Annotated in this window: 18 protein-coding genes and 3 tRNA genes; 13 read left to right on the top strand and 8 right to left on the bottom strand. The window is 60.8% G+C overall.

What is annotated here, in order from left to right; all coding sequences use genetic code 11:
• Positions 1 to 18 precede the first annotated feature (18 nt).
• Both ACZ5TH_RS04720 and ACZ5TH_RS04715 read left to right on the top strand, forming a co-directional pair.
• Entirely contained in the window at positions 19 to 1,344 is a 1,326-nt protein-coding gene (locus tag ACZ5TH_RS04720; protein ID WP_464794782.1) for a bifunctional folylpolyglutamate synthase/dihydrofolate synthase, read from the top strand.
• A gap of 71 nt (positions 1,345 to 1,415) precedes the next feature.
• A complete protein-coding gene (locus ACZ5TH_RS04715) occupies positions 1,416 to 1,856 on the top strand; it encodes a DUF6628 family protein (protein WP_464794781.1) in 441 nt (146 codons plus the stop codon).
• On the opposite strand, the gene ACZ5TH_RS04710 is transcribed toward ACZ5TH_RS04715, so the two are convergent.
• Together ACZ5TH_RS04710 and ACZ5TH_RS04705 are read right to left on the bottom strand one after the other, a co-directional pair.
• Entirely contained in the window at positions 1,841 to 3,166 is a 1,326-nt protein-coding gene (locus ACZ5TH_RS04710; protein ID WP_464794780.1) for an AmpG family muropeptide MFS transporter, read from the bottom strand. The genes ACZ5TH_RS04715 and ACZ5TH_RS04710 overlap by 16 nt on opposite strands.
• Before the next feature lie 1,013 nt (positions 3,167 to 4,179).
• A complete protein-coding gene (locus ACZ5TH_RS04705; RefSeq protein ID WP_464794779.1) occupies positions 4,180 to 4,638 on the bottom strand; it encodes a response regulator in 459 nt (152 codons plus the stop codon).
• Positions 4,639 to 4,799: 161 nt separating this feature from the next.
• Here ACZ5TH_RS04705 and ACZ5TH_RS04700 point away from each other — a divergent pair, with 161 nt between their 5' ends.
• A complete protein-coding gene (locus tag ACZ5TH_RS04700) occupies positions 4,800 to 5,717 on the top strand; it encodes a pseudouridine synthase (RefSeq protein ID WP_464794778.1) in 918 nt (305 codons plus the stop codon).
• Positions 5,718 to 5,776: 59 nt separating this feature from the next.
• Positions 5,777 to 6,325, top strand: a complete 549-nt coding sequence (rsmD, locus tag ACZ5TH_RS04695) for a 16S rRNA (guanine(966)-N(2))-methyltransferase RsmD (RefSeq protein ID WP_464772297.1) — start codon at positions 5,777 to 5,779, stop codon at positions 6,323 to 6,325.
• A 72-nt stretch (positions 6,326 to 6,397) separates the two neighbouring features.
• Here the strand turns inward: rsmD and ACZ5TH_RS04690 are convergent, their stop codons facing one another.
• Entirely contained in the window at positions 6,398 to 6,847 is a 450-nt protein-coding gene (locus tag ACZ5TH_RS04690; protein WP_449472266.1) for a globin domain-containing protein, read from the bottom strand.
• A gap of 115 nt (positions 6,848 to 6,962) precedes the next feature.
• On the opposite strand from ACZ5TH_RS04690, the gene ACZ5TH_RS04685 reads away from it, so the two are divergent.
• On the top strand, positions 6,963 to 7,451 hold the full coding sequence (locus ACZ5TH_RS04685) for an Rrf2 family transcriptional regulator (protein ID WP_464794777.1): 489 nt from the start codon (positions 6,963 to 6,965) through the stop codon (positions 7,449 to 7,451).
• Here the strand turns inward: ACZ5TH_RS04685 and ACZ5TH_RS04680 are convergent.
• The gene (locus ACZ5TH_RS04680; RefSeq protein WP_449472262.1) at positions 7,399 to 7,812 is read right to left on the bottom strand and encodes a Fe-S oxidoreductase; all 414 of its coding nucleotides are present in this window, start codon (positions 7,810 to 7,812) and stop codon (positions 7,399 to 7,401) included. The two genes, ACZ5TH_RS04685 and ACZ5TH_RS04680, sit on opposite strands and share 53 nt — an antisense overlap.
• A 340-nt stretch (positions 7,813 to 8,152) precedes the next feature.
• Between ACZ5TH_RS04680 and ACZ5TH_RS04675 the strand changes: the two genes are divergently transcribed.
• Positions 8,153 to 10,429 (top strand): ATP-dependent helicase, encoded by a 2,277-nt coding sequence (locus ACZ5TH_RS04675; RefSeq protein ID WP_464794776.1) that lies wholly within the window; start codon positions 8,153 to 8,155, stop codon positions 10,427 to 10,429.
• Between the two features lie 384 nt (positions 10,430 to 10,813).
• On the opposite strand, the gene ACZ5TH_RS04670 is transcribed toward ACZ5TH_RS04675, so the two are convergent.
• The 3 genes from ACZ5TH_RS04670 to ACZ5TH_RS04660 all read right to left on the bottom strand — a co-directional run bounded on the left by ACZ5TH_RS04670 (position 10,814) and on the right by ACZ5TH_RS04660 (position 11,523).
• Positions 10,814 to 10,889, bottom strand: a tRNA-Ala gene (locus ACZ5TH_RS04670).
• Positions 10,890 to 11,023: 134 nt separating this feature from the next.
• A tRNA-Ala gene (locus ACZ5TH_RS04665) sits at positions 11,024 to 11,099 on the bottom strand.
• 88 nt (positions 11,100 to 11,187) lie between these two features.
• Positions 11,188 to 11,523, bottom strand: a complete 336-nt coding sequence (locus tag ACZ5TH_RS04660; protein WP_449472261.1) for a TIGR02300 family protein — start codon at positions 11,521 to 11,523, stop codon at positions 11,188 to 11,190.
• 149 nt (positions 11,524 to 11,672) lie between these two features.
• On the opposite strand from ACZ5TH_RS04660, the gene aroA reads away from it, so the two are divergent.
• The 7 genes from aroA (at position 11,673) to ACZ5TH_RS04625 (ending at position 18,221) form a co-directional block, all read left to right on the top strand.
• A complete protein-coding gene (aroA, locus tag ACZ5TH_RS04655) occupies positions 11,673 to 13,013 on the top strand; it encodes a 3-phosphoshikimate 1-carboxyvinyltransferase (protein ID WP_464794775.1) in 1,341 nt (446 codons plus the stop codon).
• Positions 13,010 to 13,261 carry a CBU_0592 family membrane protein gene (locus tag ACZ5TH_RS04650; protein ID WP_460988037.1) on the top strand — a complete coding sequence of 84 codons (252 nt, stop codon included), beginning with the start codon at positions 13,010 to 13,012 and terminating at the stop codon, positions 13,259 to 13,261. The genes aroA and ACZ5TH_RS04650 overlap by 4 nt, the downstream gene beginning before the upstream one ends.
• The gene (gene cmk, locus ACZ5TH_RS04645) at positions 13,258 to 13,893 is read left to right on the top strand and encodes a (d)CMP kinase (RefSeq protein WP_464794774.1); all 636 of its coding nucleotides are present in this window, start codon (positions 13,258 to 13,260) and stop codon (positions 13,891 to 13,893) included. The genes ACZ5TH_RS04650 and cmk overlap by 4 nt, the downstream gene beginning before the upstream one ends.
• A 172-nt stretch (positions 13,894 to 14,065) precedes the next feature.
• A complete protein-coding gene (gene rpsA / locus ACZ5TH_RS04640; protein ID WP_460988199.1) occupies positions 14,066 to 15,778 on the top strand; it encodes a 30S ribosomal protein S1 in 1,713 nt (570 codons plus the stop codon).
• Between the two features lie 161 nt (positions 15,779 to 15,939).
• Positions 15,940 to 16,227, top strand: a complete 288-nt coding sequence (locus tag ACZ5TH_RS04635) for an integration host factor subunit beta (protein WP_449472252.1) — start codon at positions 15,940 to 15,942, stop codon at positions 16,225 to 16,227.
• 51 nt (positions 16,228 to 16,278) lie between these two features.
• Positions 16,279 to 16,364: transfer RNA gene (locus tag ACZ5TH_RS04630), tRNA-Leu, on the top strand.
• 72 nt (positions 16,365 to 16,436) lie between these two features.
• Positions 16,437 to 18,221 (top strand): cation:proton antiporter domain-containing protein, encoded by a 1,785-nt coding sequence (locus ACZ5TH_RS04625; protein WP_464794773.1) that lies wholly within the window; start codon positions 16,437 to 16,439, stop codon positions 18,219 to 18,221.
• Here the strand turns inward: ACZ5TH_RS04625 and ACZ5TH_RS04620 are convergent.
• Positions 18,218 to 19,762 (bottom strand): hypothetical protein, encoded by a 1,545-nt coding sequence (locus tag ACZ5TH_RS04620; protein WP_464794772.1) that lies wholly within the window; start codon positions 19,760 to 19,762, stop codon positions 18,218 to 18,220. The genes ACZ5TH_RS04625 and ACZ5TH_RS04620 overlap by 4 nt on opposite strands.
• Between the last annotated feature and the right edge of the window lie 29 nt (positions 19,763 to 19,791).

Below are 19,791 nucleotides of genomic sequence, written 5' to 3'. Positions count from 1 at the left end.
CGCGAGGAACATAGGGCCATGCCCGACCACGCCATTTCGGACGACCCGGCGGTCCAATCGCAGTTGGACCGCCTGGCCACGCTGTCGCCGGGCGCGGACATATTGGGTCTCGAACGCATCACCAGCTTGCTTGATCGGCTCGACAATCCGCACCGCGCACTGCCTCCCATCTTCCATGTCGCAGGCACCAATGGCAAAGGCTCGACCTGCGCCTTCTTGCGCGCCGCGCTCGAAGCGGACGGCCGGAGCGTCCATGTCTTCACCTCCCCCCATCTCGTCCGTTTCAACGAACGCATCCGCATCAACGGCCAGCTGATCAGCGACGAAGCGCTCGCCCACTATCTCTCCCGCGTCCTGGACGTGGCCGAAGGCATCGGCGCCAGCTTCTTCGAGGTCACCACCGCCGCCGCCTTCCTCGCCTTCGCCGAGCATCCTGCAGACGCCTGCATCCTTGAAGTAGGACTAGGCGGCCGTCTCGACGCTACCAATATCATCGAAAACCCCGCCGTCTGCGGCATCGCCCAACTCGGGATCGACCATCAGGCCTTCCTCGGCAACACGCTGCGCGCCATAGCGGCGGAGAAGGCGGGCATCGCCAAACCCGGCGCCGCCCTGGTAACCCAGCGCTATCCCGAGTCACTCGCTCCCGCGATGCGCGAAGCCGCAGCCCGCGCCCGCACCGACTGGCTCCCCATGGGCCAAAGCTGGGACGCGGCCAGCTACCGCGACCGCCTCCATTATCGCGACGAACAAGGCCGCATCGAAACCCCGCTCCCCCGCCTCCCCGGCGCGCATCAAGTGCAAAACGCCGCCCTCGCCTTCGCCATGCTGCGCCATCAAACTGCCCTGCCCGTCAGCGAAGCCGCGCTCAAAGCCGCGCCCCTCTGGGCGCACTGGCCCGCCCGGCTCCAACACCTCGACCACGGCCCGCTGCTCGCCCCCCTCCCCCCCGAAAGCGAAGCCTGGCTCGACGGCGGCCACAATGCCGGAGCCGGAGAAGCCATCAGCGCCTTCTTCACCGCCGACAAGCTCGCCGGACGCAAACTGCACCTCATCATCGGCATGCTCGCCAACAAGGATGCCGAGGCCTTTCTCGCCCCCTTCGCCGGACGCATAGCCCACATCCACGCGCTGCCCGTTCCCGGCCACGAGCATCATCCCGCCAGCCGCTTCGCCACCATCGCGGAGCGCTGGGGCATCGGCTGCACAGCACACGCAGATCCCGCCGCGGCCATCCACGCGGTCGCGGCGTCATGCAAAACCGAAGCCCCGCTCCTGCTCATCGCCGGGTCGCTCTACCTCGCAGGCGAAATTTTGCGCCTGAACGAGCAATATCCCGACTGAATCTACTTGCGATTGACTCGCAATAGCGTACCTTGCTCTCCGTAACGCAACGGATAAAAAGGTGCTCGCATATGCCCCGTGGAGAGATCACCCCCCTCGACCTGCCCGGCGCAATGCCTCCCGGCTACGGCAACCGCCTGTTCCTCTATGCGATGCGCCGCATGGCCAGCGCCGGGGTCGATGATGCCCACGCAGCCAACGCCATGCTCGGCGCGTTCGGGCGCAGCTACCGCCGCCCCCTCGTCCTCATGCGCGCCATGATGCTGGAACTCGCCCGCTGCGCCACCCGCCGGATACTCGTCGCGCCCTGCTGCTGCGCCCGCATGACCGCCGATGAAGCATCGCTCATGCACTCCATCAGCACCGCCCTGCAGGACCCACCTGCATCCTATGAGCAACTCGCCTCGCTGCTCGGCACGGACGATGTCCTCGGCGCCCTGACCTGCCTGCAAGCCGTCTCCCAGGCCCATAGCGACCTAGGCCGACCGCTGGACCTCTACGCCGGAGCCTGACCACCTTCGTCCGTAGCGGCGCTGCCCACACTCGCATCCACCAGCCCGCTGCGCATCATCAGCCAGAACAGGATGATGCCCGGCAGCGCCAGCACGGTCGTGAGCAGATAGAAATCGACATAGCCGAACCGCTCGATCAACGCGCCCGCCGACGTCCCCGTCAGGAACCGCCCGACAATGCTCGCCGCCGCCGAAATCATCGCATATTGCGCAGCGGTAAAGCGCAGGTCGCACAGCGCGGAGAAATAGGCGACCACCGAAACGCCGCCGATCCCGCTCGCGAAATTCTCGAACCCGATGGCCCCCGCCATGCCCACATTGCTCTTGCCGGTCGCCGCCAGCAGGGCAAAGCTGAAGTTCGACACCGCCATCAGCACCAGGCTGATCAGCACCGACTTCTTCAACCCCAACCGCGCATACAGCACCCCGCCCACGAAAATCCCGGCCAGCAAAGCCCAGAAACCCACGCCCACATCGTAGATCGCGATCTCCTCATTGCTGTACCCCAGATCGTTGAACAGCAGCCGGAATGTCAGGTTCGCCAGCGTATCGCCAATCTTGTGGACGATGATGAACAGCAGGACGAGCAGCGCACCCTTGCGCTTGAAGAAATCAACGAACGGCCCAATGATCGCCTGCACCAGTTCCCCGCCCGTCTTCCGGGAAGCAATCTCCCGATGCCGTTCAGGCTCGCCAACGATCAACGCCGCCAGCATGGCGGGCAGCGCGAACAGCGCGCAAACGAGATAGGCCAGCGTCCAGTCCCAATATTGCGCCACCACCAGCGCCAGGGCACCCGCCGCCGCCGCGCCGATGCGCCAGCCATATTGCGACATGCCCGCGCCAATGCCCAATTGCTCGGGCCGCAATATCTCGATCCGGTAACCGTCAATGATGATGTCGAACGTCGCGCCCGCAATCCCCAGCAGGATCGCCGCCCGCACCGTCCCCATCAGATCGGTCGCCGGATCGACAACGGCCAGATTGACCACCGCCGCCATCACCAGCAGCCCCGCCACCAGCATCCACGACACCCGCTGACCCAACCGATGCAGCAGAGGCAGCTTCACGCCCTCGATCACCCAGGCCCACAGCCATTTGAGATTATAGGCGAGCAACACCAGGCTGAACGCCGTAACGCTCTTCTTGTCGATCCCATCCTGCGCCAGCCGCGACGCCAGGTTCGCGCCGATCATCGCAAAGGGAAAGCCCGATGAAATCCCAAGGAACAGCGCAGCCAGCGGCGCCTTCTCCACATAGGGCTTCACCGCATCCAGCCAGCCTCGGGTGCCCACGGCAATGTCAGTCATGAAAAAGGCGCGCCCCCAAAATGCTTATCGCGCCACCATATGGCCAATCATCGGAGAAACAAGCAGAACTCGCCCCCGACATATGACCGGCTCAGGCCATGCAACCCACAGACACCGGCTTTCCCCGAAATGATGCTTTGGGAGCCTTCCTATCATCTCCCCTCCCGCAGGCGGGAGGGGTCGGGGGTGGGCTAGCGCAACACCGGCCTCATCAAATGGGCTCACGCAAGGCTCGCTACGCTCGCGCCCACCCCTAACCCCTCCCGCCTGCGGGAGGGGAATGTCTTGGATGGGTGGATAGGGGAATGTCGGCATTTGAAACCACTTTGCTGATAAGCCGACATCGTTGTGATAGTATCACTCCGTCAGCCGAGGAACATGCCAGAATGTCAATGTATGCGAAAGGATGGATATACCAGACTTGGCTGATAGCCTCTGTGCCGCTTTGTATTCTCATTGAACCTCTTGGCGGCAACGTCCCCTTGGCGGCGATGGCGCTGATCGTTTCACCAGCTGCGATCATGTTTACCTTGCTGCGCTGCGCCGAGTGCAGAACTTCCATATTTCGCGTCGGCCCTGATTACTTTCCGATGTATACCACGTGGCCGCATCGTGTTTGCCGTGGCTGTGGAGCGGACAATCGCGCCAGTGACGTCCGCACTTAAGTCTGTTTGAATCAGCATCTGACGGCAACAAATGGTCGTTAGTCGCTTCGGTCTATTGATGAACAAGCATCCGCCGCCGAGTTCCATGCGCCACCGGCGTCAAGGCAGCGGTCTGCTGCAACGAAACCCCGCGCCCACCAACCCATCATTGTCCCTACCATGAGGATCATGATGAAAGCGAAGACGTGGCGCAGATTCATCTTGGGATGATGCGATTCGACACGCCAGCGGTCAACGTCCGCTTTCGAAACTCGTGCCATTGGGCTCGTATGTCCAGAAATGGTCGTTAGTGACCTGTTCCCAATTGAACCTGTCATCAACCAACAGCGCGTCCGCGCCGCACCAACCTCACCCCACCCGATCAAACAAATGCAACCCACGCGGCACGCGCGGCAGATCCCCACCACGCAGCACCGCCTCAATCACCCCGATCGAAGCCAGCAGATCACGCGGCAAATAAGGTTTCGCCAGACACCCTACCGCCATCTCATGCGCATCAATCGGACAGGCGCCGCTGACGAACAGCACCGCCAGCCCCTTCGCATAGGCATGACGCGCCACATCAATGCCCGTCTTGTCACCATGCAAGGTGATATCGGCGATCACCAGATCGACCTCATCCTGCTCAATGGCGCTGATCGCATGGTCATAATCCTCGACCGTCGCGGCCACGCGGTAGCCAGCCTGTTCCAGCACATGCTCATTGTCAAAGGCGACCAAAGGCTCATCTTCCACCACCAGCACGCTGATTATGGCCTGTGCCTGCTGCCGTGGCTTCGAGTCCCCTTTGACTAGCCCGAAAAACATTTGCCGATCCGCCCCATATGCGCCATGCACCCGATCAAACGCGCGACCCCTTAAGGGAGTTGCGGCCGTTTCTGCGCACTCGGCGACAGGACGGCACTATTCGTCATTTTCCCGGCAGCTCCGATATGGGAATGCCGCCGCTTCGTTAAAAGGAACCGAGCGTGGAGCCGCCGAAAAAATCAGCACCGCCGCGCAGGGCAGGACCGGGCGGCCCCCGGCGCCCCACGGACGGCAAGCCCGCCGGTTCGTCGCGCCCTGCCCGCCCGCCCTTCAAGAAAAGAAACGCTGCTCCAGCCAAGCCCGCAAATCCCCATCCGGCGCGCATGGCCGCGGCCGCCAGCGGCACGAACGAACCGCAACGCATCGCCAAACTGCTTGCCCGCGCCGGAGTAGCCTCGCGCCGGGAAGTGGAACGGATGATCGAGGAAGGCCGGGTCACTCTCGATGGTCAACTGATCTCGACCCCGGCAACGCTGCTGACCTCGCTCAATGGCGTGTCGGTGGATGGCAACCCGGTGGCGCAACCCGCTCCCGCTCGCCTCTTCCTGTTTCACAAGCCTTCCGGCTATTTGACGACCGAGCGCGACCCGCGCGGCCGTCCGACCATCTACGACCGTTTGCCCGCCGATCTGCCCCGCCTCATGCCGATCGGTCGTCTGGACATGACCACGGAGGGGCTGCTGCTCCTTACCACCGATGGCGAATTCAAACGGCAGATGGAATTGCCCGCGACCGGCGTACCGCGCACCTATCGCGCCCGCGCCTTTGGCGAAATCAGCCAGGCCCAGCTTGAAGACCTGTTTATGGGCATAGAGATTGACGGCATTCGCTATGGCCAGATCGAGGCCAATTTGGAACGCCGCACCGGTCGTAACCAGTGGATCGAAATGACCCTGACCGAAGGCAAGAACCGCGAAGTGCGGCGCGTTCTGGAGCATCTGGGCCTACAGGTAAGCCGCCTCATCCGCACCAGCTATGGCCCCTTCCATCTCGGCGAACTCGCGTCGGGCGCGGTGGAGGAAGTGCGCCAGCACGACCTCATCGTCTTCCGCAAGAGCTTGAAGACGCCCAAATCCTGAAGCTAAACCCGTTCGCCCTGCGCTTGTCTCAGGGCTTTCCTTCTGCACGGACGCCAATCATGAGAATCATCGCAGGCCAATGGCGCGGCCGCCCGCTGGCAGCTCCCAAGGGCGACGCCACTCGTCCTACGGCCGACCGTACGCGCGAAACACTCTTTTCCATGCTCGTGAGCCGTATCGGATCATTCGAGGGGCTGGCCGTCGGCGATTTCTTCGCGGGATCGGGCGCCTTGGGCTTTGAAGCCCTGTCCCGTGGCGCAGCTAGCTGCCTCTTCGTCGAACAGGATCAGGCGGCTCTGAATGTGATCCGCGCCAATGGCGACAAGCTCGGCATCCGGCCCGACATTCGGCAGAGTAGCGTGCTCTCACTGGGGCCAGCGCCGAAACCGCTGGACCTCATTTTCATGGACCCGCCTTACAATAGCGGTGCAGGCGTCGTAGCTCTCGACAAGTTGAGCCGTCTGGGCTGGACCGGCCCCGCGACCTGGATCAGCATCGAAACCGACCGCCGCGAAGATGTGGAGGTCAAGGGTTTTGTCGTGGACACAACTCGAGACGTCGGCAAGGCGCGCATTACTCTGTTAAGAGCGATTCCCTCTCCCCTTTAGGGGTCGATGAGAGGCGCGTGACTCTCAACGAGGCTAGGGAGAGGGGAACGCCCCAAGCTCCCCACCCATCAATCAAGCCGCTTCAGCATCCTCATAAGCCTGCGCTTCCTTGCCAATCAGTATCTCGGCGAGGAACCAATAGGCCTTGCCCCAGGCTTCCAACACAGCGTCCGTGGCAACTTCCGCGCCCAGAACATCGCGGATCGCGGGCAGCAACGCTTCGGCAACCTTGGGATAATGTTCGGCCTTCACGCCGGTTTCGATGTGCCGCTGCACCATGCGCTCGACCGCGCCGGTCAAAGCCTGCAACTTGTCGATATTCTCGGCATAACCCAGGATGGCCGCAGCCAGACGCTTGGGCTGTTCGCCGCTGTCCTGTGCCGCCTGATCGAACATGTCCTTGATCGACGCATCCTGGAACAGGCGCGCATACATGGCGGTCGTGATCTCCACCCCGTGGCTCCGCAGCGCGGGAGCGGTTGCCTTGACGATCGCGATGGTTTCAGCGCTGAGCTGGCTCATATATGCACCCCTTTTGAACTAAGACTCGGTAAAGACGCATTTACGGTACATCTTTAAACATGTAAACCATCTACATGTTTGATCTGCAAACCCCGTTCAATTAACGCATTCCCTCATGCAATTGACCCGCCACACCGACTACGCCCTGCGCGTCCTCATCCATCTGGCCGTCACGCCAACAGGTCGCGCAACCATCCCCGAGGTCGCCAACGCCTACGCTCTTTCGCGCAATCATTTGATGAAAGTGGTTCACCACCTCGGCCAAGGCGGGTTCATACTAACCCAGCGCGGCAGAGGCGGCGGCTTCACCCTGGCCCATGCTCCTGAAGCAATCAGGCTGGGCGATGTCGTCCGTCACACCGAAACGGACATGAACCTGGCGGACTGCGCAGGCTGCGGCCTCCGCCTCGCTTGTGGCCTATCGGGCATTTTGAAGGCCGCAACTACAGCTTTTCTGGCAGTGCTTGACCAGCACAGCCTGGCGGACGCCGCCAAAGACAGAACCGGGCTGGCAGCGCTTATTGCTGCCCTGCCCGCTTCTGTCTCTCCGGTCAGCGATGCCTGCGCGCCATCTTCTTCGAACGCGGTGCCTCGCCTGGATTGATGCAGCTATCTTGTACCGTGCGACTGCATAGCGGATAGTCTTTACCGCCCGCAGGCGGAGGGGTCATGTTGCCGCCAACGGTCACCGGATTAGCCGAACTGCCCACAGGCGCGGAAGGGTCCTTGGGCATCCCCGGCGTTGCGGGCATCATGCCGGTGTCGGCTGGAACCTCTCCAGTCGGCTGACCAGCATTGGGATCTGCCGCTGTCGCAGGACTCGCAGGCGTAGCTGGAACCGCCGGCATGCTATCAGTGGCTGGGGGTTGGGCCGTATTGTCCGGCACACCCTGAGCGATCGCAATGCCAGTAGCGCCGGTGGTAAAGGCCAGCATGGCGGCACCCGCAAGCATGATCGATTTCATGGGTAATCCTTTCCTGTTCATCACCCCGTTCTGCCTCTTGGCGGGTAGAGAACCAGATCGGTGACGCACGCGTTCCGATATCGGCGACGAACTGTGGCTCTGCTGCTATCAGGCGAATGACGGCTGTCTTTTAGCAAAGCGCTCAAGCTCTGAATTGCTCGCCCCTTTCCCTCATTGGAACCACTGGGGCCTCCTTGACCTAATGACACAACGAGAGGACGAGGGGGTGAAGGCCGTGGCGTTCCCCCTTGCATGATTCCTCTTTTGTTCTCATAGATTGCCATCAATCGCACGCGGTCAAGCCCTTGCTCCCCCTATCCATGCTCCCTAGTTGTTGACCATGACCCTCCCTGCTCCCTCGCCTGATGATCCGCCCTATCTTCAGGGCCTCAATGAGCCCCAACGGGAAGCCGTCCTCACTGCCGAGGGGCCGGTTCTTGTTTTGGCGGGTGCCGGAACGGGCAAGACGGCTGCGCTGACCGCACGACTGGCGCATCTCATCGCTACGCGCCGCGCCTATCCGTCGGAAATCCTGGCGGTCACCTTCACCAACAAGGCCGCGCGCGAAATGCGCGAGCGTGTCGGACGTATGATCGGTCCGGCCGTGGAAGGCATGCCGTGGCTCGGCACATTTCATGCCATCGCTGCCAAAATGCTTCGCAGACATGCCGAATTGGTCGGCTTGCAATCCAACTTCACCATTCTTGATACAGACGATCAGCTTCGGCTGATGAAGCAACTGATCCAGGCTGAGGGGATTGATGAAAAGCGCTGGCCAGCGCGGCAGCTGGGTGGCTTGATTGATCAGTGGAAGAATAAGGGGCTGACGCCTGACGAAATCAGCGCGGGAGATAGCGAATCTTACGCAAACGGGCGCGGGCAGAAATTATATGCTGCCTATCAGGCCCGCCTTCGCGATGTGAATGCCTGCGACTTCGGCGACTTGCTGCTCCATGTGCTCACCATATTGAAGCGCCACCGGGATGTGCTCGAAAGCTATCAACAGCGGTTCCGCTATATCATGGTGGACGAGTATCAGGACACCAACAGCAGCCAGTATCTCTGGCTCCGCCTGCTCGCTCAGCAGCGCAAGAATATCTGCTGCGTGGGTGATGATGACCAGTCCATCTATTCCTGGCGGGGCGCGGAAGTCGCCAACATCCTGCGATTTGAAAAGGACTTTCCGGGCGCCAAGATTGTTCGGTTGGAGCAGAATTACCGATCCACGCCTCATATCCTTGGCGCCGCTTCCGGTGTGATCGCCGAAAACGGCAACAGGCTAGGCAAGACGCTGTGGACCGACATCGACATCGGGGAGAAAGTCCGCGTCATCGGCGTTTGGGACGGGCCAGAAGAGGCTCGCCGCGTCGGCGACGAAATCGAGGCGATCGAGCGCTCCGGACGATCATTGGAAGATGTGGCCATCCTCGTCCGGGCACAGCACCAGACCCGCGAATTTGAAGATCGTTTCATCCAGATCGGTCTTGCATATAGGATTGTGGGCGGCTTTCGGTTTTACGAGCGGGCTGAGATCCGCGACGCGCTTGCCTATCTTCGCCTCGTCAACCAACCGGCCGACGACCTGGCGTTTGAAAGGATCGTCAATGTTCCCAAGCGCGGCTTAGGTGACAAAGCCGTGGAGAAGCTTCACCGCCTTGCTCGGGCCGAGGCTACACCCTTGGCGCTCGCTGCTGCAAGAATTCTCGATACCGACGAAATGACTCCGCAAGCGCGCCGCAGCCTTGGCGCCTTTATCGGGGATTTGGCCCGCTGGCGCGACCGTGCGACCCAGCTTCCCCATGCCGAACTCGCGCGTCAGATACTGGATGAAAGCGGCTACACGGCCATGCTTCAGGCAGAACGCACAGCCGAAAGCGCAGGCCGCCTCGAAAACCTGAATGAACTTACTCGCGCGATGGAGGAATATGAAACGCTGGGCGCGTTCCTCGAACATGTGTCGCTAGTCATGGACAATGATGCGCAGGCCGAGGAACGGAAGGTCACGATCATGACCATCCATGCGGCAAAAGGGCTCGAATTCGACACCGTCTTCCTGGCGGGCTGGGAAGAAGGTATTTTTCCTTCTCAACGAGCGTTGGACGAAGGCGGTCTCAACAGTCTGGAGGAGGAACGTCGGCTCGCCTATGTGGCGATTACTCGCGCTAGGAAGCTGTGCGTCATCCTTCATGCGGCGAACCGGAGAATATATGGCCAGTGGACCAGTTCCATCCCGTCGCGGTTCGTAGGAGAGCTACCTCCTGAACATGTCGAGGAGGAAAGCAGCATGGCGGGCGGTGCGTCCCTATGGCGTGCCAACTGGTCCGAGCGCGCTGATCCCTTCTCCAACGTGCAACGAGGTAGCGGGCGTGGCCCAGGCTGGCAGCGGGCGCAACAAAGTGGCCAGTTCTCCCGCGAACCCGTACGGATCGTGGAAGCTCGCGCCTCGGCAGTATCCCTCGGCAACAAGGGTCGAGATGATATGCACCTGGGGTTGCGCGTATTTCACCAGAAATTTGGTTACGGCACGATTGCGGAGATCGAGGGCAACAAACTCGAGATCGATTTTGAAACGGCTGGCCGTAAGCGCGTGATGGATAGCTTCGTGCAGCCAGCTTGAACTTGACCAAGTCAGTTTCCGTGCGGGTCATGCGCGTCAACCATCCGCTTGGGCAGAGTTTTTAAAATATCTCGTCGTTTTGCAGGAGTAGCACCACTACCCCTGCGCCCTCCGCCTCCACCACTGGTCGAAGCACGATGGTCGAGGGCTATATAGCATGATCGTGAGAGCGGAGGAAACGCTCGCAGGCTTGGAGCAAACGTCGCCGATCTTCTGTCGCTCGCAATGATATGGGTCTCCTCCCCCATCACTTCCTCGCTGCCTAACGGAGATTGGCATATTGGAATGTGGTGTACGTCGATGCCGGAGAGCTATGCCAACTGGCGGGTCGTCGCGCGGAGAAGCATTTGCTGATGACTAGCCGCAGCCTATCGCGAAGGAAGATGGTGGAGCCTAGCGGGATCGAACCGCTGACCTCCTGCATGCCATGCAGGCGCTCTCCCAGCTGAGCTAAGGCCCCATCGTTGCACGGCATCATACCGCATCCCAATGGATTGGGCCATGTCGGCATGGAGCCGTCGGCCAATATAGGATGCCAAGCACCCGCTTGATAGCTTCCGGCTATACAGGTGAGGCTTGGACCGTCCGGAAAACTGGTGGAGCCTAGCGGGATCGAACCGCTGACCTCCTGCATGCCATGCAGGCGCTCTCCCAGCTGAGCTAAGGCCCCGTTACCAGTGTCAGCGCCGCTTGGGACCGGCGCTTCGGAGGTCGCTGCCATTAGGAGGCAGCAACTTCCTTGGCAAGCACAAAATTACTTAATTGTCGTCGTCGCCGTCGTCGGCGGCGGCATCCACGCCGAGGTCGTCGTCACCGCCCAGGTCAACGTCATTGTCCGGCGAATCGCCATCATCATCGACATCCAGATCAAGATCCAGATCGTCATCTGCCGTCTCCAACTCCCCGTCGGCGGTTTCGATAACCTTCTTCGGCGCTTCCTCGTACGGCAGCGGCTGCTTCGACTTCAGGACCGGTTCGGGTTCCCAAGCGGTGTTGCAGTTGATGCAGGAGACCGGGTCGTCCTTGCCCAGGTCATAGAAGCGCGTGGCGCATTTCGGGCAGGTACGCTTCGTGCCCCATTCAGCCTTGACCATGTCCGGCCTTGTCCTTCTTACGAGTGCTTCAACGAATATCACGCGGCACGACCATGTCGCCCGCGAAGCGACGGGCGCCTTGCCATAGCGGAACCGCGCTGTCAAAAGCCGGGCACAATTTTTCAGTTTCCTGACAAACGGATTGACCCGTGACCACTTCTTCCGATCAGCCTGTTCCCATGACCTTCTCCAGTGCTCCTCCCCTTTCGGGCAGTCTAAGAGTGCCGGGTGACAAAAGCATTTCGCACCGTTCACTCATGCTCTCTGCACTGGCCGTTGGGGAAAGCCGCGTCGAAGGTCTGTTGGAGGGAGAGGATGTGCTGGCCACTGCCGCCGCAATGCGTGCGATGGGCGCGCATATCCAACGAGACGATGATGGCATCTGGCACATTCGGGGCGTGGGCGTGGGCGGATTGCTGCAACCCCAAACAGCTTTGGACATGGGCAACAGTGGCACGTCGACCCGCCTCCTCATGGGCCTGGTCGCAAGTCATGGTATCACCGCGACTTTCATCGGAGACGCATCGCTGAGCAAGCGCCCGATGCAGCGCGTCACCGAGCCGCTGTCCCATATGGGCGCCAGCTTCACCACCAGCCCTGGGTACCGGTTGCCGCTCACCATGCGGGGCGCCTGTCCGGCTGTGGCGCTTGATTATCGCCTCCCGGTCGCGTCAGCGCAGGTAAAGTCCGCGATCTTGCTGGCGGGTCTGAACACCCCCGGCATCACGCGCGTCGTCGAGCCGGTTCCGACTCGCGATCACAGCGAGCGGATGCTCAAGGGTTTTGGTGCTGACCTGGACGTAGAAATCGATGCTGATGGAACACGGATCATCACATTAAAAGGCGAGGCCGAACTTCATCCCCAAGCCATCACCGTCCCCGGCGACCCCTCGTCGGCAGCCTTCCCCATGGTCGCCGCGCTGCTTGTCCCCGGCTCGAAGATTACCATTGAAAATGTCGGCCTGAATACCACCCGGGCAGGACTGATCGATCTGCTGCGCGAGATGGGCGGCGACATCGTCATCGAGAACCCGCGCGAAGTCGGCGGGGAGCCGGTGGGAGACATCGTCGTCACTGCGTCCCACCTGACGGGCGTCGAACCAGACCCCGCCCGAGCGCCCTCCATGATCGACGAATATCCGGTCGCCTTCATCGCGGCCGCCCTTGCCGAAGGCCGTAGCACCTTCCGAGGTCTTGAAGAATTGCGGGTGAAGGAATCTGATCGCATCGCCACTATGGCGGCGGGCCTTCGCGCCATCGGCGTGGGAGTGGAGGAACTGGAAGACGGCATCGTCATCGAGGGAAGCGGAGGTACGCTCCTGCCCGGCGGCGGCCCCATCGCGACGAAGCTGGATCATCGTATCGCCATGAGCTTTGCGGTGGCCGGTCTTGTGTCCAAAAGCGGCGTCACCATCGATGACATGCGCCCGGTCGCGACCAGCTTCCCCGGCTTTACCGCGCTCTTGCAAACACTCGGCGCGATGGCGTGAATTTCGATTTCCCCAACGTGGTTGGCCTTGTTGGTAGCGGCCTCATGGTTATTGCTTACGCCTACAGCAATATGGCGAAAGTGCTGAACTTCACGCTCTTCAACTTTCTCAACCTGATCGGTTCGTTGCTGCTGATCTACTCACTGACGGTTCATTTCAATGTCGCATCGATGGCGCTGGAGGTCGTCTGGGCTTTTATAGCCGTCATTGGCCTCGCCAAGACGTTGCGGAAAGGCAAAGCAGAATGATCATCGCCGTCGACGGTCCCGCAGCATCGGGCAAAGGTACGATTGCGAAGGCGCTCGGACGCCATTACGGCTTGCCTGTGCTGGACACCGGCCTGCTCTATCGTGCGGTTGGGCTTGCTGTGCTAAAAGCCGGAGGCGATCCGGACCACGAAGCCGATGCGGTTTCCGCTTGCGATTTTGACGATGCAGTCCTGTGCGACCCTGCGCTGCGGAGCGAAGCCGTCGGCTCACTCGCTTCCCGCGTTTCCGTCCACCCGAGCGTTCGCCAGGCGCTCGTCCAGCGACAGCGCGATTTTGCGACCCGACCGGGTGGCGCAATACTTGACGGCCGCGATATCGGGACGGTGATCGCACCAGATGCGGATGCGAAGATCTTCGTCACCGCGAGCGTTCACGTGCGCGCCGAGCGACGCTATGATGACGCGCTTTCCCATGGTGGACACCCGGACATGGATAGCTTGATCGCGGATATTCAGGCACGCGACACTCGCGACATGAGCCGGGATCATGCGCCGTTGCGAATGGCTGATGGCGCAGACTTGCTCGACACCAGTAATTTGACTATAGACGCCGCCGTCCAGCAGGCGATTGCTCTGGTGGACGCCCAGTTGGAACGTCGGCAACATGCCTGACGCGATGACGGCGCTTGGGATTCCCGGGCGCCCTTTTCGCTTATCCAAAGAGCGTCTCACCCGACATGGCCGAACGGATGTTCGCGCGGCAATCCGGCCGTGCGGACGGTTTGGCCTCAAAGACCACCGGATACAACCGGTAGGCCAGCAATGACGAGTGAAGGACTTAAACATGGCCTCTACGGCATTCCCCTCGCGCGACGATTTCGCCGCGCTTCTCAATGATTCTCTCGGTGGCGAGGACGGCGGCTTCGAAGGTCGCGTCGTAAAGGGCACCGTTACCGGCATCGAAAACGACATGGCGCTGATCGACGTCGGCCTGAAGTCGGAAGGCCGCGTGCCGCTGCGCGAATTCGCTGCGCCGGGCCAGAAGGCTGATCTGAAGGTCGGTGACGAAGTCGAAGTCTATGTCGATCGCGTTGAAAACGCCCATGGCGAAGCCATGCTGTCACGCGACCGCGCTCGCCGCGAAGCCGCCTGGGACAAGCTGGAATCCGAATTCACCGAAAATGCCCGCGTCGAAGGCGTCATCTTCGGCCGCGTCAAGGGCGGCTTCACCGTCGACCTCGACGGCGCCGTGGCGTTTCTCCCCGGTTCGCAGGTCGACATTCGCCCCGTGCGCGATGTAACCCCGCTGATGGACATTCCGCAGCCTTTCCAGATCCTGAAGATGGATCGCCGCCGCGGCAACATCGTCGTGTCACGCCGTGCCATCCTGGAAGAAACCCGCGCCGAACAGCGCAGTGGCCTTATCCAGACGCTGGCCGAAGGTCAGATCATCGAAGGCGTCGTCAAGAACATCACCGATTATGGTGCGTTCGTTGACCTGGGCGGCATCGATGGCCTGCTGCACGTCACCGACCTCAGCTACAAGCGCATCAACCACCCGAACGAGATGATCAACATCGGCGATACCGTCCGCGTGCAGATCATCCGCATCAACCGCGACACCCAGCGCATCAGCCTTGGCATGAAGCAGTTGGAAAGCGATCCGTGGGAAGGCGCCGCTGCCAAGTATCCGATCGGCGCCAAGCTTTCGGGCCGCGTCACGAACATCACCGAATATGGTGCATTTGTCGAGCTGGAGCCGGGCATCGAAGGTCTGGTTCACGTTTCGGAAATGTCGTGGACCAAGAAGAACGTTCACCCCGGCAAGATCGTTTCGACCAGCCAGGAAGTCGAAGTTCTGGTTCTGGAAGTCGATCCCGAAAAGCGTCGTATCTCGCTCGGCCTCAAGCAGGCCCAGAACAACCCCTGGGACAGCTTTGCCGAACGTCACCCGATCGGTTCGACCGTCGAAGGCGAAGTCAAGAATGCAACCGAATTCGGCCTGTTCATCGGCCTGGACGGCGACGTCGACGGCATGGTTCACATGTCGGACATCGCATGGGGCATTTCGGGCGAAGACGCGCTGGCTCTGCACCGCAAGGGTGAGTCGGTTCAGGCCGTCGTTCTCGACATCGACGTCGAGAAGGAGCGCATCAGCCTTGGCATGAAGCAGCTTGAGCGTGGCGGCCCGGCCGCTGGCGGCACCACCGCCGCTGCAGCCGGCCTCAACAAGAACCAGACGATCACCGTCACGGTTCTGGAAGTTCGCGACGGCGGTCTGGAAGTCCAGGCTGGCGACGACGGCGCAACCGGCTTCATCAAGCGCAGCGACCTCGGCCGCGACCGCGACGAACAGCGTTCGGAGCGCTTCCAGATCGGTCAGAAGTTCGACGCACTGGTCACCGGCTTCGATCGGGCCAAGAAGCCGACCTTCTCGATCAAGGCTCTGCAGATTGCAGAAGAGAAGCAGGCAGTCGCTCAATATGGTTCGTCCGACAGCGGTGCATCGCTCGGCGACATCTTGGGCGAAGCGCTGAAGGCCAAGAACGAAGGCTAATCCCTTCGGATATAACTAAAGTAATAGGCCCGTCGGAACTTCTTCCGGCGGGCTTTTTATATCCCAAAATGAGAAAACAACTACCGACATTGGATAATTGTCATGTGGGTAGGGACTCACTATGACCAAACTGGGAACCAGAAGGGGGAGCTGGAGGACCAATGATACGCTCGGAATTAATTCAGACTCTGGCAGAGGAAAATCCAGACCTTGGCCTTCAAGAGGTCGAGAGGATTGTAGACCTCTTCTTCAAGGAGATTGTTGACCGCCTGTCGGGTGGTGGCCGGGTAGAATTGCGCGGTTTCGGCGCCTTTACCACTCGTGCGCGAGACGCGCGGACGGGGCGCAATCCGCGTACGGGGGAACAGGTCCCTGTCTCGGCCAAGCGGGTGCCCTACTTCAAGCCGGGCAAGGAAATGCGCGAACGGCTGAACAGCAAGACTCAGTGAACTCCAGCACATCTTGACCTACGCGTTCGGAAAGGTCAGTGGGAGCGCCACGCGGACGTGGCGAAATCGGTAGACGCAGCGGACTTAAAATCCGCCTCCCCCTGGGAATGCGGGTTCAAGTCCCGCCGTCCGCACCAAGGGTATCACGCATCGCACGTGAAGTTGCCGCAAGGCTGGATATTTTGCCGCGCTTACCGCAATGATGGCGCATGGCCGGTGCAATCAATCCACAAAGTTTCAGCGATTCCCTCGTCATCTTGGGGGCCGCCGGGCTGGTTATCCCCGCCTTTGCACGCTTGAGGATCAGTCCCGTCATTGGCTTCATCCTGGTCGGGCTAGCTGTCGGCCCATCGGGCCTTGGCGCGCTAGTCGCCGAATATCCGTGGCTTTATCATGTCACCATCTCAAACAGAGGAGCGATTGAACCATTCGCTGAGCTTGGTGTCATATTACTTCTCTTCTCGATCGGGCTTGAGCTCAGCTTTCGCCGCCTCTGGACAATGCGCGCCCAAGTGTTCGGGGTCGGCGCCGCCGAACTAATCGGCGGCGCGTCCCTGATTGCTTTGGGCCTCTACTTTCTGGGACAACCGACCGCAGGGGCTGTTGGATTGGGTCTTGCCCTGGCCCTTTCCTCAACGGCCGTGGTGCTCCCTATGGTCGGCACGCAAAGCGCCGTGGGCCGGGCCGCCTTCGCAATGCTATTGTTTGAGGATCTGGCGCTGGTCCCCATAATATTCATGCTCGGCGCCCTCGCGCCGTCAGTAGCCTCCAGTCCCGACGGTGCCTGGGGCGAGCTGGCCGATACGTTGATAAAAGGCGGCATCACGATCGCGGTGATGCTCGTTCTTGGCCGCATTTTCCTGTCACATATCTTCAGCCAGGCAGCGCGGACCAAAAGCCCTGAAGTGTTTCTTGCAGCCAGTCTGCTAGTGGTCATCGTTTCGAGCATCGCGACTTCGCTCGCAGGCCTTTCGCCAATCGTCGGCGCACTGCTGGCAGGCCTACTTATCGCAGAGACCGAATATCATGGTGAGGTCGAAGTGATGACGGCGCCCTTCAAGGGGCTGGCGCTTGGTGTGTTCCTTATCACTGTGGGTATGAGCCTGGATGTCCGGGTGATCCTGGCGAACTGGCCTAGCCTTGTTCTTGCGGTTGTCGGGGTTGTCCTGGTCAAAACACTGGTCACCGCCGCGCTCCTCTATTTTTCGGGCGCGCGAAAGGGCGTGGCTCTGGAAGTTGGCGTGCTGATGGCCAGTCCTTCTGAAACGACCCTCATCGTACTTTCGACAGCAGCAGCAGCCAAGCTCATTCTCCCCTCCACCGCAGCCTTTTGGCAGATCGTCACGGCCATCGGCCTGACGATCACGCCACTTCTCGCGCGTATCGGTCACGACATTGCGCGCAGGCTGGAAATGGCGCTGGGCGAGGAAGCGCCAGACCTACAGCAGGAAAGTACCGAGGCGGCCGCTGTCGTAATCGGGTTCGGGCGCGTCGGGCGAATGGTGTGCGATCTGCTTCGCCTCCACAACCAGCGTTTCACCGTTGTTGAATCCGACCCGGACGTAGTGGCGGAGGGGCGTCGTGGCGGCTACCCAATCCTCTTCGGGGACGTCGCGCGCGTCGAAATGCTCGACAAGCTCCGTTTGGGCCATGCGCGAGCGTTGATCCTTACCATGGACGATCCCGTGCTTTCGGTGCGTGTCACGAAACGGGTGCGTGGATGGGTGCCGGATTTGCCGATCATCGCCCGTGCGCGCGATACTGATCATGCGGCACAGCTCTACCAGGCGGGCGCAAGCGATGCGGTTCCCGAGACGCTTGAAAGCTCGTTACAACTCGCAGAAACCGCGCTCATCGATCTGGGCGTGGCGATGGGGCCGGTTATTGCCTCGATCCATCAAACGCGTGAGGACTTGCGCATGGGCATTAAAGATGCGGCGCAAATGGATACCGCTCCAAAACTGAGGCGACTCCGCCCTGACGAGGTCGCTTAAGGTCCAATAGCTACAGCATTGTCAGGCCCCGTACCCGACATGCCGCTCCCATCCCAGTTCGGTTCCTTGTCCATCCGTTCCAATACTGTGCTTGCGGTCTCAGCAAGGTTGCCGCCATGGGGGTTATAGGCCACGGGTAGTAAATTGCGTCGCGCCTCTTTGCGGTCACCGATACGCAATTGCTGCATCGCCAGGGTCATGCGCAGGCCGAGATCAAAGGGCGCCAGTTCCGACGCGCGCTCCAGTCCTTGAAGTGCGAGCGAAGATGGCGTTTTCCCCTGCCGGGCGAAGCTGTCATAATAGTAGAAGAGCGGCAGCGGATGGTCATTTTCGATGCGATTGAGTGCAATGAAAGTGGCGCGCGCTTGCTTATAGCCCTCGTCCTGATCCGGGGCATCCGGCGCCATGCGATAAAGGGACAGCCCCTTCTGGACATAGGCGTTGACCTGCTTCGGGTCGTTAGCCAGGGCAGCATCTGCTGCGGCGATCGCTTCCTTGTCGTTCCCAGCGTCGTGTTCGGCCTCCGCCAACGCGGATAGGACCGCTGGATCTTTCGGGAAGCGCGAAGCTATGGCGCGCGCGTCCGCCAGAACGGCCTTGGCCCCTTCATCGTCGACGCCGCGCCTGGAACGAATGATGACCGGCATCATTGCGTTTGCTCCCGCACTTACTCCTTGCACGACAACGGGGCCGGTTTTGATCATGCTGGCTGGCAGCTTAAGCATGGTCATGCGGGATTTGAGCAGATAGCGGTCTAACTCGTGTTCGAGCTGGCCGAAATCTCCAAACGCTTCGATCGCGGCGGACCGTGGGTCCTTACCCTGGGACATAAGGGTGAGGTAGCGCGAAAGCTGGCCTTTCCTGTCGGGGCTGAAAGTCAGGTAATGATAAAGCAGCCAGCTCTTGCCGTAGAACGCATCATACCCCTTGCCTCGGCGCTTTTCATAGGCGGCGGGATCAAGCAGATCGTTCGCGGTCACGTCGATCGCCATATAAAGCTCATAGGCGCGATGCTGCGCGGGCCGCCCGAGTTCAACCCCGCCATCGGTGGGAAAAGCGGCTGATGAAAAAAACTCCGCCGCACCTTCCGACATCCAGCGCGGCATCGGGAAGTTGCTCGATCCGATCAGAAAATAATGTGCATATTCATGGAGCAGCGTGATCATCGACGTGTCGATTTGACCGTGCGTCGCTCTGACCCGCGGAACGATCGCGACCGATCCTCCAGCACGGGGTATATAAAATCCGCCTATATATTGCGAATTGGCCCCATACAGCTTTCGGACCTGGGCTTCACTGCTCACCACATAGATAGTGAGGCGATTGGAGGGGCTAGGACGGAGGTTCGGCGTTCCCGTGATCGCCGCCATGGCCGCATGGTAGCTTTCAAGCTGCTGTGAGAAGAGACGAGCGTCCGTTGCCCGAGCTTCGGCATAAACAACGAAATGGTCGCTCGAAGCTTCCAGCCATTCAGCACGCGCTGCAGCGGGAACCAGCAGTAAACAGATAGCAACAAGAAACCGCATGATCCCCCCGATCATTGTCTCTCATCAGATTAGCGGTGATGACA

The sequence above is a fragment of the Sphingobium sp. TomTYG73 genome (assembly GCF_055394245.1).
This window is presented reverse-complemented; position numbering and strand designations above follow the sequence as displayed.

Excerpts from the sequence above, each read along its gene's own strand:
- ACZ5TH_RS04720 (WP_464794782.1), top strand. The coding sequence starts at position 19 with ATGCCCGACCACGCCATTTCGGACGACCCGGCGGTCCAATCGCAGTTG.
- ACZ5TH_RS04715 (WP_464794781.1), top strand. The coding sequence starts at position 1,416 with ATGCCCCGTGGAGAGATCACCCCCCTCGACCTGCCCGGCGCAATGCCT.
- ACZ5TH_RS04710 (WP_464794780.1), bottom strand. The coding sequence starts at position 3,166 with ATGACTGACATTGCCGTGGGCACCCGAGGCTGGCTGGATGCGGTGAAG.
- ACZ5TH_RS04705 (WP_464794779.1), bottom strand. The coding sequence starts at position 4,638 with ATGTTTTTCGGGCTAGTCAAAGGGGACTCGAAGCCACGGCAGCAGGCA.
- rsmD (WP_464772297.1), top strand. The coding sequence starts at position 5,777 with ATGAGAATCATCGCAGGCCAATGGCGCGGCCGCCCGCTGGCAGCTCCC.
- ACZ5TH_RS04690 (WP_449472266.1), bottom strand. The coding sequence starts at position 6,847 with ATGAGCCAGCTCAGCGCTGAAACCATCGCGATCGTCAAGGCAACCGCT.
- ACZ5TH_RS04685 (WP_464794777.1), top strand. The coding sequence starts at position 6,963 with ATGCAATTGACCCGCCACACCGACTACGCCCTGCGCGTCCTCATCCAT.
- ACZ5TH_RS04680 (WP_449472262.1), bottom strand. The coding sequence starts at position 7,812 with ATGAAATCGATCATGCTTGCGGGTGCCGCCATGCTGGCCTTTACCACC.
- ACZ5TH_RS04675 (WP_464794776.1), top strand. The coding sequence starts at position 8,153 with ATGACCCTCCCTGCTCCCTCGCCTGATGATCCGCCCTATCTTCAGGGC.
- ACZ5TH_RS04660 (WP_449472261.1), bottom strand. The coding sequence starts at position 11,523 with ATGGTCAAGGCTGAATGGGGCACGAAGCGTACCTGCCCGAAATGCGCC.
- cmk (WP_464794774.1), top strand. The coding sequence starts at position 13,258 with ATGATCATCGCCGTCGACGGTCCCGCAGCATCGGGCAAAGGTACGATT.
- rpsA (WP_460988199.1), top strand. The coding sequence starts at position 14,066 with ATGGCCTCTACGGCATTCCCCTCGCGCGACGATTTCGCCGCGCTTCTC.
- ACZ5TH_RS04635 (WP_449472252.1), top strand. The coding sequence starts at position 15,940 with ATGATACGCTCGGAATTAATTCAGACTCTGGCAGAGGAAAATCCAGAC.
- ACZ5TH_RS04625 (WP_464794773.1), top strand. The coding sequence starts at position 16,437 with ATGGCCGGTGCAATCAATCCACAAAGTTTCAGCGATTCCCTCGTCATC.
- ACZ5TH_RS04620 (WP_464794772.1), bottom strand. The coding sequence starts at position 19,762 with ATGATCGGGGGGATCATGCGGTTTCTTGTTGCTATCTGTTTACTGCTG.